This window comes from Pseudomonas sp. St316 (genome assembly GCF_018325905.1).
In the GTDB taxonomy this organism is placed as follows: domain Bacteria; phylum Pseudomonadota; class Gammaproteobacteria; order Pseudomonadales; family Pseudomonadaceae; genus Aquipseudomonas.
Genome location: NZ_AP021901.1, coordinates 275,613 through 292,577, shown reverse-complemented (window position 1 = coordinate 292,577; position 16,965 = coordinate 275,613). Strand labels below are relative to the sequence as shown.

Sequence of the window (16,965 nt, the reverse complement as noted above, 5' to 3'; positions counted from 1 at the left end):
CGATGTTTTATGTGCAACGCGATGCACAAGGCCTGCTGGTGCGCGTAGAAGCCACCGCTTACGCCGAGGCCACCGAAACCTTGCCGGCCGACAACCACGAGATCCAGGACTGGTTCGCCAACCAGGCAGTGGAAAACAGCCTCAAGCAGCTCAAGCAGAGCGACTTGGAGATGATCCGGGTACTCGATGACTTGATCCAGGTGCTGACCAGCAAAGGCGTCATCCGCGTCACCGACCTGCCACCAGCGGCCCAGGCCAAACTGATGGATCGTACCCAGGCCCGGGAAGCATTGGGCGGGTTGAGCCGGCTGATCGACGATGATGAGAAAGGGTTGATCTAGCCTCATTCCAGGCAGAGTACAGACCCCTGTGGCGAGGGGATTTATCCCCTCGCCACTGGTTTTGGGTTGTCTGGGCGGACGCTATCGCGAGCAAGCTCGCTCCCACATAGGTTTTTGGTAGTTTACAAGATCAGTGTCCACCGCCGATCCCTGTGGGAGCCGAGCTTGCTCGCGATGGCGGTGGGTCTGTTTGCATCAATGCTGAATGTGCCGCCGCCTTCGCGAGCAAGCTCGCTCCCACAATGAGCCAGATCGGCTGTCAGGCCGCCTCGCGAGCAAGCTTTGCTCCCACAGGTCCTGCTCAAACAAGTCTGGCTGGTGTACGACCGGAAGAACCAGGTCGGCTATAAGGCCGCCTCGCGAGCTTTTGATCTTGGGGCCCCGTTAACCACGCTGGCCGAACGCAGGCATTGTGGAGTGGGCATCCCGGCATGGATGCCGGGATAGCCGCGCTGGGCCATGGAGGGCCCTTCGCGGCGGCCCACGGAGCAATGCCTTCGTTCGGGCATGCCGAGCCTAAGCGAGGCACCGAGTGGTGGGGCAAGCCTTTTTTGCTTACTTTTTTTGGCGTTTGAAAAAAAGTGAGCCGCCGTAAGGGCGGAACCCTAAGCAGCCGTTACCGCAGCAATGGATATGTACTCGGTCAGAAGGTCAACAAACTCACCCCCACCGCCGAGGCTCCCCAACCAACTGCCCCTGAACCCCAAACAACCCCATCTCCCGAATCACCGCCAACTCCCCCTCCGTCTCAACCCGCTCGGCAATCAACGGCAGGTCGATACTGTGAGCAGCCCGCTGGATCGCCTCGATAAACAAGCGCTTGTCACTTTCCTGATCAATCGCACGAATGTAGCTGCCATCGATCTTCAAATAAGCCAACCCCAACCGCGACAAGTTGCCAATCATGCTGAACCGCCCACCAAAACGCTGCAGGCTCAACGAGAACCCCAGCTCGCGCAACTGCCGGGTCAGTTGTTCCAGCACCACTTGCTCAGGCAATTGCTCCTCACCAATCTCCAGGGTCAAGCGCGACCCAAGGTTGGAATGCGCCCGCAGGATTTCAAAGATCTTGTTCAACGCCTGCGGGTCACCCAGGGTGGCGGAAGACAGGTTCAACGCCAGGGATTGCTCATGCCCGGCCATTTGCTTGAGCACCTGTTCGAGCATCAAGCGATCCAGGCGCGCGGTCCAGCCGAAGCGCTCCAGCCAGGGCAGGAAACGCCCGGCGGGGATCGTCTGGCCCTGCTCGTCGAGCAGCCGCGACAGCACTTTGTAGTGCAGCACCACTTGGGTGTCCTGGGCGGCCACCACCGGCTGGAAGTACAGCTCGAAACGCTGATGATTCAAGGCCTGGTCAAGCAGCGTGTGCCAGGCATGGTGATCGTCGCCGACGCTGGCCGATGCACTGTGGTCCAGGCAGGCCCAACCCGGTTCGCCCTGGCTTTCGGCCTGGGCCAGGGCCTGGTCGCCGAGCTGGAGCACCGCTTGCGGCGAGTCGCCGTGGACGAATGGCGCCAGCCCAATGGAAGCCACCGACGCCACATCCGTCGCGCCGGTGGCGTGCAAGCTCGCCAACGCGGCTTCGAGGTTCTGCGCCAGTTGCAGCGCTTCCTCGCGCACCAGCCCAGGTGCCAGCACCGCGAATTCCCCGCCGCGAATGCGCGTGACCAGATTATGGGTTTCCGGATACCGCGCGCATTCACGCAGCAATTGCTCGCCAACCGCCTGGAGCAACTGGTCAGTGCGCTGCCCACCCAAGCGCTGGTTCAAACCGGCCAGGTCCTTGACCCGCAACAACAGCAGATAACCGGAGCTGGCCTGCTCCGGGTTACTCACTCGGGCATTGAGCTGCATTTCGAAGTAGCGCCGGTTGGCCAGGCCCGTGAGGTTGTCCTGGTAGGACTCGACCCGCAGTTTCTCGCTACGCTCGGCCTGCTCCTGAAACAGCGCCTTGAGTTTCTCGACCATCTGGTTCATCGCCTGCACCACCCGGCGCAGTTCTGGCGTGCGCGGCAGCTCCGGCAGGCTCAGGAACTCGCGACGGGCGATGGCATGGGACTGATGCACCATGTAGTCCAGTGGCTTGAGCTGGCGACGCAGCAGCAAGGCCCCCAGCACCGCGCTCACGGCGCCACACAGCAACAACCAACCCAGGCTGCCCAACGCGCTCTGCCACAGCTTGGCGAGGGCGAACATCGGATGGCTGACCACTTCGACCCGCGCCGCCTGCTCCCAGCCGCGGCTGACGATAGCATCGCCACCGGCCGGTTCCAGGCCGATCAGCTTGACGAACCATTGCGGCACGCTGCCGGCGTCCGGCGTGCCGGTGCGCTCGACGAGGGTCTTGTCGGTGGCCACGTCGACCACACGGATGCTGGCGTAGTAGCCGCTGTCGAAGATCGAGCTGACCATCAGTTCCACCATCGCCGGGTCGTCGATGTTCGGCGTCAACGACAGCGCCAGCGCCGTGGCTGCGTCCTGGGCGTGGGAGCGCAACTGGTTGACGTACTGGGTCCGCGAGCTCTCGAGGCTGACCATGAAGCTGCCGCTGAAGGCAACCACCAGGAACAGACAGATAGCGATCAACAGCTGTTTGAACAAGGACATCTGAGCGCGCGCTCCTAGTTAGTCGTCTCGACCGGAAAACCTTCGGCCTGCATTTTCTTCAACACATCCTGCCACCGGGACAGGCGCTTGGTGTCACCCACTTTCTTGTTGCCCTTGGCACCCGGCAGCCACAGCCCTTCGGCATTGAAAGAGTAGACCGGGAGCAAGTCGGTTCGCTGGCTGGCCGGCAGGATGCCGTCGATCAGGCTGTCGAGTACCAGCGGCATCGCCTCGGGCGTGGCGTAATAGGTGAGCACCATGTGCGCACGGTTCTGCCGCAAGGCCTTGACGTAGGTGATGCGCAGCTTGTCACTGGACACCCCGAGATGACGCAGGCTGAAATACTTGGCGATGGCGTAGTCTTCACAATCGCCAGCGCCCTTCCACAGGGCCTGGATCGGGGTCTCCCAGTAGTCGACCTCGCGCCACAGGTCGATGTCTTCCACGTAGCGCACCTGTTTGTTGAAAAACAGGTTCACCACCTTGAGCTGTTCCAGTTCCGGGATCTGTTTCTGGGTCGCCAACAGTTGCTGCCATGCGTCGATCCGTTGCTGACCTTCGCCCAAGGGCCCATATAAGGCTTGCGCCCGTCGGCTGATCTGCGCAAAGTCCCAGTCAGCCTGCAAGCCACCCAGCATCAGGCCGGCCAGCAACAATGCCGAACACAGCCAGCGCAAGGACCTGAGAACAGGGAAAGGTGCAGCCAAGGGAATACGTCCGAAAAGGGCCGTTGGAAATTCGTTGGATGGTGAAGCCTGGCCCGGTAAAAAACAATGGCAGGTTGCAATCACCGCAAGCAGACTAAACTTTAGTTCAGGAACGGGGCCGCAAGATTTTGACGGCTTGGCAATCTGTAACTAACGTTGGCCTGGATCCAATTTTCGTTACTACCAGTCAGGTGTTGTCGTGACACAGAAGCCCAAACCACTCAGCACTATCCAGGTCAACGGACCCATCCCGGCTGACCAGGCACGCTCGATCATCGAAGAGTCTCTGCGCGAGGCCATCCTCGATGGGCGCCTGCCTTGCGGCACCGCCCTGCGCCAACAGGAACTGGCCGACCTGTTCGGCGTGAGCCGCATGCCGGTGCGCGAGGCATTGCGCCAGCTCGAGGCGCAGTCGCTGCTCAATGTGGTTCAGCACAAGGGCGCCGTGGTGGCGCCATTGATCACCAACAATGCGGTAGAAACCTACGCCCTGCGGTCGGTCCTCGAATCGTTCGCCCTACGCCTGTCTATCCCGCTGCTCGATGACAACGACCTGGCACTGGCCGCCCAGTACATCGAACAGCTGGAAACGGAAACCGAACACGCCGAGATCGGCAAGCTCAACCGGCTGTTCCACATGTCGCTTTATTACAAGGCACCCAACAGCAAGCTGCTGGACCTGATCGAGCGCGAGCTCAATGAAGAAGAGCGCTTCCTGCGCTTTCATCTGTCATCCATGGGGCTGGGCAAGTTGAGCCAGGACGATCATCGCGCGCTGCTCGACGCCGCGCGTGCCAAGGACATCGATAAGGCCATCGTATTGCTGGAGCTGCACCTGGAAAAAGCCTCTGCCACCATGCGCCGGTACCTGGAACAGCCGTCGAATCTTTGATCCCACATCGGCGCTCCGACCAGCGTAAAAATTTCTTACATATCCTTCCGACTCACTTGTCGCCTGCGCGGCGCGGCCTGGCCGTGGCCGCGACTCGTCGTCCCATCAGTTCAATGGCACTGCCATCGATTTGGGCTCACTCTTGCGCTTGTCGATTCAAAACAGACCTGAAGAAGTCAACGCCTGGCTGAGGCCAGACGAATCGAAGCCAATACGCAAGGAGCGTCGTCCAACCGGCGGGATGATCGGATGTCCGACCGACGTCCTGCCCATAACATAAAACTTCTTAACTCCCCGATCCCTGAAGTGCTCCGAGTGAGGCATTCACTCGAACTATTCGATTCTGATACTCCTAAATCGGAAGGAGCTTCTTCGCCTCAATAAAACTTATATAAAAAGTTTTAACAGCCCTCTTCGCACCCAATAAAACCCCAACTTTAAATAATTAAAAAAGTACTTGCCGCTCACTTGTTTCATGCATTAGCTTTTTATTAGTCGCGTTACTGGCGACCCTTTCGCTTTTTTACAAACCCTTTGAATACAGGCACCACAAGCCAAAAACACGTACTGAGAGCGAATACTTAAGCCACTTGGGTAATTCATGGATTCCGGTTCAGGCACCCGCTCGCCTTAATTAAATAACGAGCAACCTTCCGGACAAATATCATTGATGAGGACGTTCCGATGCAGCCAACCAAAGAACAACTATCTCTAAAACTATCCCTCCAAAAAAGCGAACTTGGCCAACACCCGGTTTTTTCCGAGATTACATCAATCGATCTGTTACGCCGTTTTATGGAAAGCCATGTCTTTGCCGTCTGGGACTTCATGTCGCTGACCAAGCGGCTGCAACGCGAGCTCACCTGCGTCCACCTGCCCTGGCTGCCGCCGGCCGACCCGCACGCGGCACGCTTGATCAATGAAATCGTGCTGGGGGAAGAGTCCGATGACCGTCCTGGTGCCGGCTATTGCAGCCATTTCGAACTGTACTTGGACGCCATGCGGGAAATCGGCGCCGATACCCGCGCAATCGAGCGATTCATCACCCTGCAACAGGAAGGCGTCAGCCCCGAGACTGCACTGGACAGCGTCGAGGTCGAACCGGCGGCGGCACGGTTTGTCCGCCAGACCTTGCACACCGCCCTGAACGCCCCGGCCCACAGCGTGGCCGCTGCCTTCGTGCACGGTCGCGAGAGCGTCATCCCGCAGATGTTCCAGCGCATGCTCGACGCTTGGGGCATTGGCCTGGATCAGGCGCCGACCTTTCGTTATTACCTGCAACGGCACATCGAAGTCGACTCCGAAGACCATGGCCCGGCGGCAGAAAAGTTGTTGGCCCGGCTGATCGATGGCGACCCGCAGCGCGAAACCGAAGTCCTGGCCGCCGCGCTCGCCGCCGTCCACAGCCGCGCCGCCTTGTGGGACGGCCTGCGCCAGAGCATGGCCCAGCCGGTTGCACAGGTGACGCCATGAACGCCGCCGAATACCAATCCTTCGCCGACGCCTGGGAAAGCCGCGCCACGATCCGCACCCGGCCACGGCGGCGGGTTGAAGACGACGACAAGCTGATCTTCCCGATGAGCCGCCAGCCGCTGGTACACAGCCAGACCTTCCTCAGCCACTGCCCGCAATTGCGCGACTTTGTGCTGGTGCAGAGCCTCTACAAGTTCATCAACGACGTGGTGATTTTCGAGACCGAACTGGTGGACCACACCGCCCGGCGCATCGCCAAGAACCGCTTCGGCATCGAATTCCCATTCGCTTGCCGCTACGACGCGATGACCGTGGTGGTGGACGAGGATTACCACGCGCTGGTGGCGATGGACTTCATGCAGCAGACCATCGACATGACCGGCATCGCACCGATCCCGTTGCCTGGGCAGATCGAACTCAGCCGCGCGATACCCGCGACCCTGGCCCAGGCGCCGGAACATTTGCTCAGCGCCGTGGAACTGATCTGCATCGCCATCGCCGAGAACACCGTGACCAACGAAGTGGCGGCCTTCGCCCGGGACGACTCGGTCAAGGCTTCGATCAAGGGGCTGATGGCTGATCACTTGCTCGACGAGGGCCGGCACTCCGGTTTCTGGACGCGACTGGTGCAGATTTACTGGCGCACCGCGCCCGAAGAGGACCGCGCGGCGATTGCGCACTTGATGCACGGTTTCATCGTCCAGTACCTGGCGAGCGATCTGCAGCAAGCGTTCGACTTCGAGTTGATCGCGCACCTGCCCGTCGACGAATCGGTACGCCAGTCGCTGCGTGAAGACGCCAGTGCACTGGTGTATCCCATCAATCGTTTTCACCCATTGGTGGGCAACATCACGCGCTTTTTCCGCGGCAGCTCGATGCTCGCGTCCCCCTGCGTACGCGACGCCCTCGCTGATTACCTGACCCCATGAGGACCTTCCGATGAGACGCCTCGAAATTGCAGTGCCTGGCACCAGCCAGGCCATGGCCGAACTGGCCCGGGAACTGGAGCAGCATGGTCATGGCCTCGTGGATCGGCAATCACCGGCCAACCACGGCATGGTCGATCTGTTGATCGACGACGGTACGACGCCGTGGGCCATTGAGGCCCGCTCATGCCTCCAGGTCCGCGTTGCGCTGCGCACGCTACCCGGCGAGGTATTGCCGCAACCGGTGGTGATATTCCGCGACGGCGCGCAGCGGCTGTTATGCCAGGAGGTGATTGCGCCACAACGCGATGGCAACGGTCAGTCCCTGCGGTTGCGTACCCTGGCGACAGTGGTCGAGACCGGCGCACGGCTGGTCAGCCAGCTATCGCGGGACGACACCTGCTTCGATCACTGGCCGACCGTGCACGCTGACGCTGTCGAGCTACCCCTGCTCGGGCTCGATGCGCTGGAGCCGCTGGCGTTCGAGCATGGTCTCAATCGGCCGTCGGTGCCCTGGCTGCTGGCCGCCGCCGACGTGCCGGTGATGCACAACATCGAACAGCGCATGCTCGACGACGCGACGCAATCGGCCCTGTGGGTCGATGGACAACTCATCGACTACAAATCCTTGCGCCGCCTGGCGCTGAGGTTGCAAGAGCCGATGCTGAAAATACTGCAGGGCGCCGAACCTGCAGGAGCAAGGAGAGCAGAATCTGTGGGAGCAAGGCTTGCCCGCGATGAAGACACCGAAGTTCCCGAGCAAGCCGCGTCATCGTTCATCGGGGGCAAGCCTTCCTCCCACGAGCCTTCCTCCCACAAGGTGATCGGTGTCTGCCTGCCCAAGTCCGCGCACCTGTATGCGGCGATCCTGGCGGTGCTGGGCTGTGGGGCGGTGTACCTGCCGCTGGACCCGCAGCACCCGGCGCAACGTCGGCGCTTCATCCTGGAAAATGCCCAGGCAGACCTGCTGCTGCACGACGGCGACAGCGACCTGGGTGACCTGGCATTGCCAACGCTGAATGTCCATCAGTTGCCACCCCCCAAGCCGGGCATTCCAGCCTCGTTGATCCGCCGCACAGTGGACAGCGACGAACCGGCCGTGGCGATCTACACCTCCGGCACCACCGGCCAGCCCAAGGGCGTGTTGCTCAGCCACCGCAACCTCAGCCATTTCTGCGCCTGGTACGGCGACTACGTCGGGTTGCAGCGCGACAGCCGGGCGTTGCAGTTTTCGACCATCAACTTTGACGCGTCGCTGCTCGATATACTGCCAACTTTCATCCACGGCGCCCTGCTGGTGGTGCCCAGCGAAGACCAACGCCGCGATCCGCAGCAATTGGTCGCGTTGATTCACCAGCAGCACATCAGCCACGCCTTTCTGCCGCCCGCGCTGTTGAGCGTCATGCCCCTTAATGCACCGTTGGGCCTGACGCACCTGATCACTGGTGGCGATGTCTGCGAACCGTTCGTGATCGAACAGCTCGCGCCACAGTGCCAGTTCCACAATATCTACGGCCCGACCGAAACCACGGTGCTGGCGACCACACGACCGTTCGGCGTCGGCGACAACAACCGCAACCTCGGCGTGCCCATCGCCAATGGCCGGGTGCTGATCCTGGACGAACAGCTGCAACCGGTTCCCCAAGGGGTCCCCGGCGAGTTGTACATTGCCGGCCCGGGCGTCGGGCTGGGCTATCTGAACGACCCGACGCTGACCGCGACACGTTACCTCGACCTGGCGCTGCCCACCGGGCAAACGCTGCGGGTCTATCGCACGGGTGATATCGGCCAGTGGACCGACAACGGCATCGAACTGTGTGGCCGGCGCGATAACCAGGTGAAGATCCGCGGCTTCCGGGTCGAGCCCGAGGAAATCGAGCACTGCCTGCGCGATAGCCAATTGTTTCGCCAGGTGGCGGTGGGGGTCGATGAACGGCGGCGAATCCTGGCGTTCCTGGTTCATCCCGAGCGCTCCGGCGACGTCCTCCAGGCATTGCGCGAGCATGTGCAGAACAGCTTGCCCAACTACATGCACCCGGCCGCCTACGTCCAATTGCCCAGCCTGCCCTACACCAGCAACGGCAAGGTCGATCGCCGGGCATTGCTCGCCATGGCGGTGCAGGTGCAGGTCGACGGCCAGCGCCGCCAGCCGCAAAACGCCCTGGAGACGCAACTGCAGCAACTGTGGGCCGAGCTGCTTGAACTGCCCGTCGAGGACATCGCCACCGACGAAAGCTTCTTCAACCTCGGCGGGCATTCGATCCTGTTGTCGCGACTGCTGCTGAGCATCCGCCAGACGTTCGGCCGCAGCCTGTCGATCAATCGCTTTATCGAAGCGCCAACGCTGATGACCTTGGCGAAGTTGCTGGACGACCCGGAGCAAAGCAGTGCATCGATCCTCAGCCCCCAGGCCTTCATCGATGCCGAGGCCGAGCTCAACCTCGATCCGCTGCCCATCAACCAATGTGGTGATGTGCACAAGGTGGTGGTGACCGGCGCCAACAGTTTTCTCGGGGTGCATATCGTCGAAGCACTGCTGGCCTGGGGCGCCACCGAAGTCGCGTGCCTGGTGCGCGCCAGCGCCGAACAAAGCGCGGCCGAGCGCTTCTCCCAGGCCCTTCAGGACAATCACCTGACTCACCTGGACCTGGACCGCGTCAGCGTGTATGCCGCCGACATCACCCAACCGCAATTGGGTCTGCCGGACGACATCTACACCCGCATCGACCGCACCTTCGGCGCGCTGGTGCACAACGCCGCACACGTCAACCATGTGCTCGACTACGAGTCCCTGGCGCGGGACAACGTGGAGCCGATCTTCGAATGCCTGCGCCTGTGTGAAGGGCGCAGCAAGAAGATCTTCAACTTCGTCTCCACGCTTTCCGCCTCCAGTGCCCTGGACGCCGACGGCCAAGTGCTGGAACAGCCTGCCGCCAAGACGCCGCCGATCTACATCAAGAACGGCTACAACCTGTCCAAATGGGTCGGCGAACGGATCCTGCAACGCGCCCGGGATCGCGGGGTGTGGGTCAATCTGTTCCGTCCCGGCAACATCAGTTTCAACAGCCTGACCGGGGTCTGCCAGCCCCACAAGAATCGCTTGATGCTGATGCTCAAGGGCTCGATCCAGCTCGGCCAGGTGCCGGAGCTGTCCCTCAATTTCGACCTGATGCCGGTGGATTTCCTGGCCCGCTTCATCGCCTTCCACGCCAGCCGTTACCAGCCGACGCAAGCGGTGTTCAACCTGCACAACCCACAGCCGTTGAGCTGGGACGCTTATGTGGCGTCGTTCCGCGACAGCGGCCGGGAGTTTTCGTTGGTCAGCGTCGCCGAGTGGCAACGGCAGTTGGCGCGGGTCGATGCCGACAACGCGTTGTTTGGCGTGCTGGGTTTCTACCTCAATGGCTTCGAGGAAGACATCGGCGATATCTCGTTGATCAGCCATGACAACGCCCGCGCCGGCGTGCGGCAGATGGGCGCCAGCTACCCGGAGAAATCCCCGGCCCTGCTGCGTCGCGGCGCCGAGTACCTCAAGGCCATCGACTTCATCTGAAACACCCTCAACCCAAAGCAAGGAGCAAGACCATGAGTGCATTTCAACCCGACACCCTGATCAAGAACCCCCATGCCTGCCAGGTCGAAACCTCGGTGGAGGTACCCGCCGACGCGGCGCGCGTCTGGGACGTGGTGGGTGATTTTGGCGGATTCAACCGTTTCATCCCGGCCCTGGAGCGTATCGAAATGACCGGCCAGGGCGTGAGGTCCCTGCGCAAGAAGTTCTTCCGCGATGGGCAAAACCTGGTGGTGGAACAGCTCAACAGCCGTGACGAACAGGCCATGCACATGACCTGGACGCTGATCTACAACACCCTGGGCATCGACAACCTGTGGGCGGCCATGCGCGTCGAGCCCCTGGCGGACAACCGCTGCCGCGCCACCTGGACCATCATCGCCGACCACACCGACGCCCACACGCCGTCGGGCTTCAGGGATTTCCTCCAGGGCTTTGCCGATGAGGCGATGGGGAATGTGCAGGGGATGTTCAAGTAAGCGCCACTCCCTTGTGGGAGCGAGCTTGATGGCGAAAGCGGTGGGTCAACTGGCAGTGATGTTGGCTGAGCCGCCGTCATCGCGAGCAAGCTCGCTCGGTTTTGGTTCCGGAGGGGGCAAAATCCCGAGCCACCGCCAATCCCTGGTGGGAGCGAGCTTGCTCGCGAAAGCGGTGGGTCAACTGGCCGTGATGTTGGCTGTGCCGCCGTCATCGCGAGCAAGCTCGCTCCCACGGTTTTGGTTCCGGGAGGTGCAAAATCCCGAGCCACCGCCAATCCCTGGTGGGAGCGAGCTTGCTCGCGATGGCGGTGGGTCGGCTGGCAGTGATGTTGGCTGTGCCGCCGTCATCGCGAGCAAGCTCGCTCCCACGGTTTTGGTTCCGGGAGATGCAAAATCCCGAGCCACCGCCAATCCCTGGTGGGAGCGAGCTTGCTCGCGATGGCGGTGGGTCGGCTGGCAGTGATGTTGGCTGAGCCGCCGTCATCGCGAGCAAGCTCGCTCCCACGGTTTTGGTTCCGGGAGATGCAAAATCCCGAGCCACCGCCAATCCCTTGTGGGAGCGAGCTTGCTCGCGATGGCGGTGGGTCGGCTTGTGACTGGGTCAGATCTTGAAGCTGTCCACCAGTTGCTTCAACCGGTTCGCCTGTTGCGACAAGGCATCGCAATCCTTCAGGGTTTCATTGAGGTTGGCCACGCTCTGCTGGTTCAGCAGGTTGATGTGGCTGACGTCCATGTTGAGGGTTTCCACCACGGCCGTCTGTTCTTCGGTCGCGGCGGCCACCGACTGGTTCATGCCGTCGATCTCACCGATGCGCTGCGTTACGCTGACCAGGCGCAGGCCGGCCTGGTTGGCCACTTCCACGCTTTCTTCGCTGGAGGTCTGGCTGGCGTTCATCGTGGTCACCGCCTCACGGGAGCCGACCTGCAGCGAGGTGATCATCTTGTGGATTTCTTCCGCCGACTCCTGGGTGCGGTGCGCCAGGTTGCGCACTTCATCGGCCACCACCGCAAAACCACGGCCGGCTTCACCGGCACGGGCTGCTTCGATGGCCGCGTTCAGGGCCAACAGGTTGGTTTGCTGGGAGATGCCCTTGATCACGTCCAGGATGTGCCCGATGTTGTCGGTGCTGGCGTTCAGGGTTTCGATCTGGGTGCACGAAAGGCTGATCTTCTGCGACAGCTCGGTCATGGCCTGGATGGTTTTCTCCACCACCTGGCGACCGTCATCAGCCTGTTCGCTGGCACCGCTGGCATGTTGCGAGGCATCGGCGGCATTGCGGGCGATTTCCTGGGTCGCGGCGCCCAACTGGTTGATGGCCGCGGCCACGCTGTTGGTACGGGCGCTCTGTTCATCCGAGCCGACGAGCGACGCATTGGACGAAGTCATCACCCGCTGCGACAGGTCATGCACCTGGCGAGTCGCGGAAGACACTTCCGAGATCGACGCGTGAATCCGCTCCACGAACTGGTTGAACGAACCTCCCAACACTGCGAATTCATCCTTGCCCTGCACGACCAGGCGCCGGGTCAGGTCGCCTTCGCCCTGGGCGATGTCCTGCATGGCGCGGCCCATGGTGGTCAATGGACGCATCAACACTTGGATCAGCATGCTCAGCAGCAACGCAATGGCCGCCACCGCGACAAACATCGCAATCAACGCAGACGTACGGAACTGGCTCAGCGGCGCGTAGGCCTTGGCCTTATCGATCGACAGGCCGATGTACCACTCGGCGTTCGGCAAGCCAGTCACTGGAGTAAACGAAAGGATACGGTCCTGCCCGTTCAGCTCAACCTCCTGGATACCCTTGCCAATGCGCACCGCAGTACCTGGGTAGATGTCCTTGAGGTTCTTCATCACCTGGTCTTTTTCCGGGCTGACGATCACCTGACCGTCGCCGCTGACCAGGAACGCATGGCCGATACCACCGAAGTCCACGGAGTTGATGATTTTCACCAGGGTTTCCAGGCTCAGGTCACCACCTACCACGCCGAGCAGTTCGCCATTGTGCTTCACCGGCAGGGCAACGGTCACCACCAGGCCGCCCACCGCCGCCGAATAAGGCGGGGTCAGCATGGTTTTATCGGCAGTCACCGCCTGCTTGTACCAAGGGCGCTGACGCGGGTCGTAGCCGTCAGGCATTTTTGCATCAGGGCGTTGGGTGAAGACACCGTTGGCCTGGCCCACATAAGTGAACTGGAAGTTCGACGTCAGCGCTGGCTGATCGACCAACCCCGGCAGATCGGCAGAAGCGCCCTGGTGCGCGATGTTTTGCGCCAGGTTTTCCAGCACCAGTATCCGGCCACTCATCCAGTTCTGGATGCTGCTGGCGGTCAGGTCGCCGGATTGCTCGATGGACGACTCAAGGCTGCTGCCGATGGTGTTGCGCTGCAAATAATCGTTGTAGAGCGTGAACAGGGCAAAAGCCAGAACCACCACACCGGAGGCGGCAAGAAGGATTTTATGGCTGAATTTCAGATTCATTGAGTAGGCTTCTTATGCAGGAGTGGGGATGCATTCCAGGTTTGCAACGTTCCGTGTAGCAGTGCGAGCGGTTATCACTTCGCTCCACTTTGGTGCACGCATACCAATCTGTCGGCAAAGCTGTACAAATAATTAGGGTGTCGAAGAAATAGGCGACGGGAGGACACGGCAGGTGAACAGGGTTGCACCCGCGTTTGCAGTATAGGTGCTCTTGCGCCGGCATAACGGCTGGCTCAATACGTGGCTGCGAACGAAACCCACGTCGCCTCGTGCGGCAGCCTGAGCTATTGCGACATGGGCGAAGAGCCCAATGTGGCGGGGGGATGAATTGCCTCGCCACAGGATGTGTTTTTCATGCCTAAGGTGCTGCGTCTCAAACCCGAGCCGTACCCACCTCATCGCGCAGCACACGCTCCGCGCGCACAAACCGATTCGCCCGCCCGAACGTGCCGAAATCATTGAACCGCACACCCATCTCGCGCATCACCTTGTGAGCCACCGGCACCGTCAGTTGGCGAATATAGAACGGTTCCTTCACCACGAAATGATGAATGCCATGGCTGCTGCCGAAGTTGAAGCAGAACGCCTGCAACGGCCACAGCCACCAAGGGTTGAGCACCTGGGTCTGCTGGATGACATTGCCCGGCTCGATGTCGCCGTAGTAGTGCATGTTCGAGCTGATGAAATGCAGGCAAAAAGTGCGCAATACATTCGGGCCGATGATTACCACCGCCGCGATGTCGATCACGTGCATGACCGACAGCGTGGTCGTCGACCAATCGATCGACATGCCCAGCAGACCGGCGATGCCGTTGGCCCCATGGAAACCGAGAAACACATACCAGGTCCCCCAATGCAGCAACGCCAGCGGGAAATACACCTTCAGCGTGCGCTTGAGGATGCTGCGCTTGTGCGTCCAGGTCTTGGCCCGCAACAGGCGGATGAAGGCCGACATCACGTTATCACCGACCATCAGCAACCGCGCCAGCCCCCAGGGCTCGCCGTTGGTGATGGCGCGCTCCTCCATGTCGGCTTCGCTGCCGGACACCTTGTGGTGATTGAGGTGCAGGTGGCGGCGGATCCACGGGTTGATCGTGCTCGGCCGCGCCAGCCAGACCAATCCCATCATCAAATTATGGGGCAGGCGTTGCTTGCGAAAATACATGCTGTGGATCAGGTCATGTTCCAGCTCGTGGGTCAGCGATGCGAAAAACGCGTTGAGCAACAGGCACGCCCATCCGGCCAGGTAACCGTTGATGTAGAGCAGCGCCGAACCGATCATCCCGACCAGGGCGAACGCCAGGATGCCCGCACCCAGCGCATCCTGATGACGCAGGATCGGATAACGCTGGCGCAGTTCATCGCCCCGGGCCAGGACCACCTGGCGAATATGGGCGGCTCGCTGTTGTGCATTCAATCGCTCGGGGCTTGCGCAAGTGCCGTGCATGGCTTACATCCTCTGTTAGAGATGAGCTCATCCTGCCGGGCGTTGCCCCCTGGGGTGGTAGCCGTAAACGCCAACCTGTTGACCGCAAGCGCCAATCGTCATGACTGAACCGACCTCCCTTGCCAGCTGGACCCGCGCCCTGCGCAAACAGCTCGATGCGCTGGGCCTGGACAGTCATGCCCTGTGCCTGGAGGCCGGCCTCGACCCGCAATGGATGGACGACCCGAACGCCCGTTACCCGCTCTCGGCCACCACGCGTCTGTGGGCATTGGCCGTGCAGGCCAGCGGCGACCCGGCCATTGGCCTGCGGGTATCGCGCTTCGTCAGCCCCACCACGTTTCACGCACTGGGTTATGCCCTGGTGGCCAGCGGCAGCCTGCGGGAAGTGTTCGAGCGGATCGTGCGCTATCACCCGGTGGTCAGCGATGCGCTGACCCTGCAATTGAGCCGCGGCGAAGACCGCTACCGCTTCAGTCTCGATGTGCCCCAGGGTCGACCGGCGCCAGCCTTTGAAGCCATCGACGCGTTCGCGGCGATTTACGTGCGCACTTGTCGCAACCGCCTCGGTCGCGATTACGCACCGCTGGCGGTGTACCTGCGGCGCCCGGAACCGGCGGACCCCAGCCCCTGGCACAAAGTGTTCCGCTCGCCGATGTATTTCGGCGCGGCCCAGGATTGCCTGGAGTTCAACCTCACCGATTTCGACAGCCACCTGGACGACGCCAATCCGGAACTGGCCGAGCACAACGAAACAGTGCTCGAACGCACCCTGGCGCAGCTCAAGCCGCTGACCTGGGAACGCAAGGTACGCGCGGCCATCGAGGCCCAACTGCCCGAAGGCGAGCCCAGTGCTGAACGCATCGCCCAAGCCATGCACCTGAGCCTGCGCAGCCTGCAACGGCACCTGGCCGACGAAGGCTGCCGCTTCGACGCCCTGCTCAACGAGTGCCGGGAAAACCTCGCGCTGCTGCACCTGCGGGATCCGAACTGCTCGCTGAGCGAAGTCAGCTACCTGTTGGGCTTTGCCGATACCAGCAGCTTCAGCCGCGCATTCAAGCGCTGGACCGGAATGACGCCGGGGCAGTTTCGGGAGGGCTTGCGCTAGGGATTTGCGTTGGTTGCACTGGCCCTATCGCGAGCAGGCTCGCTCCCACATTGGAATCGGTATGAGCGCAATATCGGCGACAACATCACCCCCTGTGGGAGCGAGCTTGCTCGCGACGGCGGTACAACAGTCAACGTTGATGTTGAATGTTAGGCCCTCATCGCGAGCAAGCTCGCTCCCACAAGGTTCAGGTCGGGTTCAGATTGTAGTCAACGCTCGCAACCGCTCGATGTCGAGGATTTCGATCTCGCCATAACTGAGGTGAAGAATGCCCTGGGCCTGCAGGTCCTTGAGGATCTGGTTGGTGGTCTGGCGTGACAGCGCGAGCATCAGCGCCAGTTGCTCCTGGGGCAGTTGCAGAACCCGTCGGGCCGGTTCGATCTCGCCGTAGCCTTCGGCGATCAGCAGCAGGCGGTGGGCCACGCGGGCCGGGGCGGGCATCAGGCTCAGGTGTTCGAGGTTGATGAAGGCCAGGCGCAGCTTGTGGCTCATCAACAATGCGAGATGCCGCCAGTAGACCGGCTGCTCCTGCAGGAAGGCCAGCAACGGCGCCTGGGGCAAGTGCAGCAGCGTACATTGACCCACCACGACCGCATCATGGGTTCGCGGCTGGCCATCGAACAGGCAGATTTCACCGAACCAGTGGGGCGCCTCCACCACGCTCAGCAACGCCTCCTTGCCCTGCTCGTTCACCGCACCGACGCGCACCGCGCCTTCCAGTACGGCATACAGCCCGCACGGTGGATCGCCGCGCTGGAACAGTCGATGGCCCGGCGGCAGGCGGCGCACCCGCGCCATGCCCAGCAGACTATTCTGTAACTCAGCAGGCAGATGGCTGTACCAATGGCCGGCCATCAGGTGTGAGTGCCAGGGATGCGAATTCATGGAAACTCCGGGACAAGTGTCGGCTAACTGACAGAACACCTTGCGGTACC

Annotated in this window: 12 protein-coding genes; 7 read left to right on the top strand and 5 right to left on the bottom strand. The window is 61.5% G+C overall.

The features are described from left to right. The first annotated feature begins 2 nt into the window (after window positions 1-2). Complete coding sequence (locus KI237_RS01320; protein ID WP_003196545.1) at window positions 3-341, top strand: hypothetical protein; 339 nt, start codon at window positions 3-5, stop codon at window positions 339-341. 660 nt (window positions 342-1,001) lie between these two features. Here KI237_RS01320 and lapD read toward each other — a convergent pair. Both lapD and lapG read right to left on the bottom strand, forming a co-directional pair. Next, a complete protein-coding gene (lapD, locus tag KI237_RS01315; protein ID WP_212798468.1) occupies window positions 1,002-2,948 on the bottom strand; it encodes a cyclic di-GMP receptor LapD in 1,947 nt (648 codons plus the stop codon). 14 nt (window positions 2,949-2,962) lie between these two features. Continuing rightward, on the bottom strand, window positions 2,963-3,586 hold the full coding sequence (gene lapG, locus KI237_RS01310; RefSeq protein ID WP_371856198.1) for a cysteine protease LapG: 624 nt from the start codon (window positions 3,584-3,586) through the stop codon (window positions 2,963-2,965). Window positions 3,587-3,854: 268 nt separating this feature from the next. Here lapG and KI237_RS01305 point away from each other — a divergent pair, with 268 nt between their 5' ends. The 5 genes from KI237_RS01305 (at window position 3,855) to KI237_RS01285 (ending at window position 10,996) form a co-directional block, all read left to right on the top strand. After that, window positions 3,855-4,547: a GntR family transcriptional regulator gene (locus tag KI237_RS01305; protein WP_212798467.1), complete on the top strand. Its 693-nt coding sequence runs from the start codon at window positions 3,855-3,857 to the stop codon at window positions 4,545-4,547. A 684-nt stretch (window positions 4,548-5,231) separates the two neighbouring features. Continuing rightward, the gene (locus tag KI237_RS01300; RefSeq protein WP_212798466.1) at window positions 5,232-6,020 is read left to right on the top strand and encodes a DUF3050 domain-containing protein; all 789 of its coding nucleotides are present in this window, start codon (window positions 5,232-5,234) and stop codon (window positions 6,018-6,020) included. After that, window positions 6,017-6,949 (top strand): diiron oxygenase, encoded by a 933-nt coding sequence (locus tag KI237_RS01295; protein ID WP_212798465.1) that lies wholly within the window; start codon window positions 6,017-6,019, stop codon window positions 6,947-6,949. Before KI237_RS01300 ends, KI237_RS01295 begins: the two co-directional genes overlap by 4 nt. A 10-nt stretch (window positions 6,950-6,959) precedes the next feature. Continuing rightward, entirely contained in the window at window positions 6,960-10,499 is a 3,540-nt protein-coding gene (locus KI237_RS01290) for a non-ribosomal peptide synthetase (RefSeq protein ID WP_212798464.1), read from the top strand. Window positions 10,500-10,531: 32 nt separating this feature from the next. Beyond that, window positions 10,532-10,996 carry an SRPBCC family protein gene (locus KI237_RS01285; protein WP_212798463.1) on the top strand — a complete coding sequence of 155 codons (465 nt, stop codon included), beginning with the start codon at window positions 10,532-10,534 and terminating at the stop codon, window positions 10,994-10,996. A gap of 601 nt (window positions 10,997-11,597) precedes the next feature. On the opposite strand, the gene KI237_RS01280 is transcribed toward KI237_RS01285, so the two are convergent. After that, window positions 11,598-13,478, bottom strand: coding sequence for a methyl-accepting chemotaxis protein (locus KI237_RS01280; RefSeq protein WP_212798462.1), 1,881 nt, complete (start codon window positions 13,476-13,478; stop codon window positions 11,598-11,600). 373 nt (window positions 13,479-13,851) lie between these two features. Next, complete coding sequence (locus KI237_RS01275) at window positions 13,852-14,925, bottom strand: fatty acid desaturase (protein ID WP_212798461.1); 1,074 nt, start codon at window positions 14,923-14,925, stop codon at window positions 13,852-13,854. Between the two features lie 100 nt (window positions 14,926-15,025). Here KI237_RS01275 and KI237_RS01270 point away from each other — a divergent pair, with 100 nt between their 5' ends. After that, entirely contained in the window at window positions 15,026-16,030 is a 1,005-nt protein-coding gene (locus KI237_RS01270) for an AraC family transcriptional regulator (protein ID WP_212798460.1), read from the top strand. Between the two features lie 198 nt (window positions 16,031-16,228). Here the strand turns inward: KI237_RS01270 and KI237_RS01265 are convergent, their stop codons facing one another. Further along, window positions 16,229-16,915, bottom strand: a complete 687-nt coding sequence (locus KI237_RS01265) for a Crp/Fnr family transcriptional regulator (protein WP_212798459.1) — start codon at window positions 16,913-16,915, stop codon at window positions 16,229-16,231. Window positions 16,916-16,965: the final 50 nt, after the last annotated feature.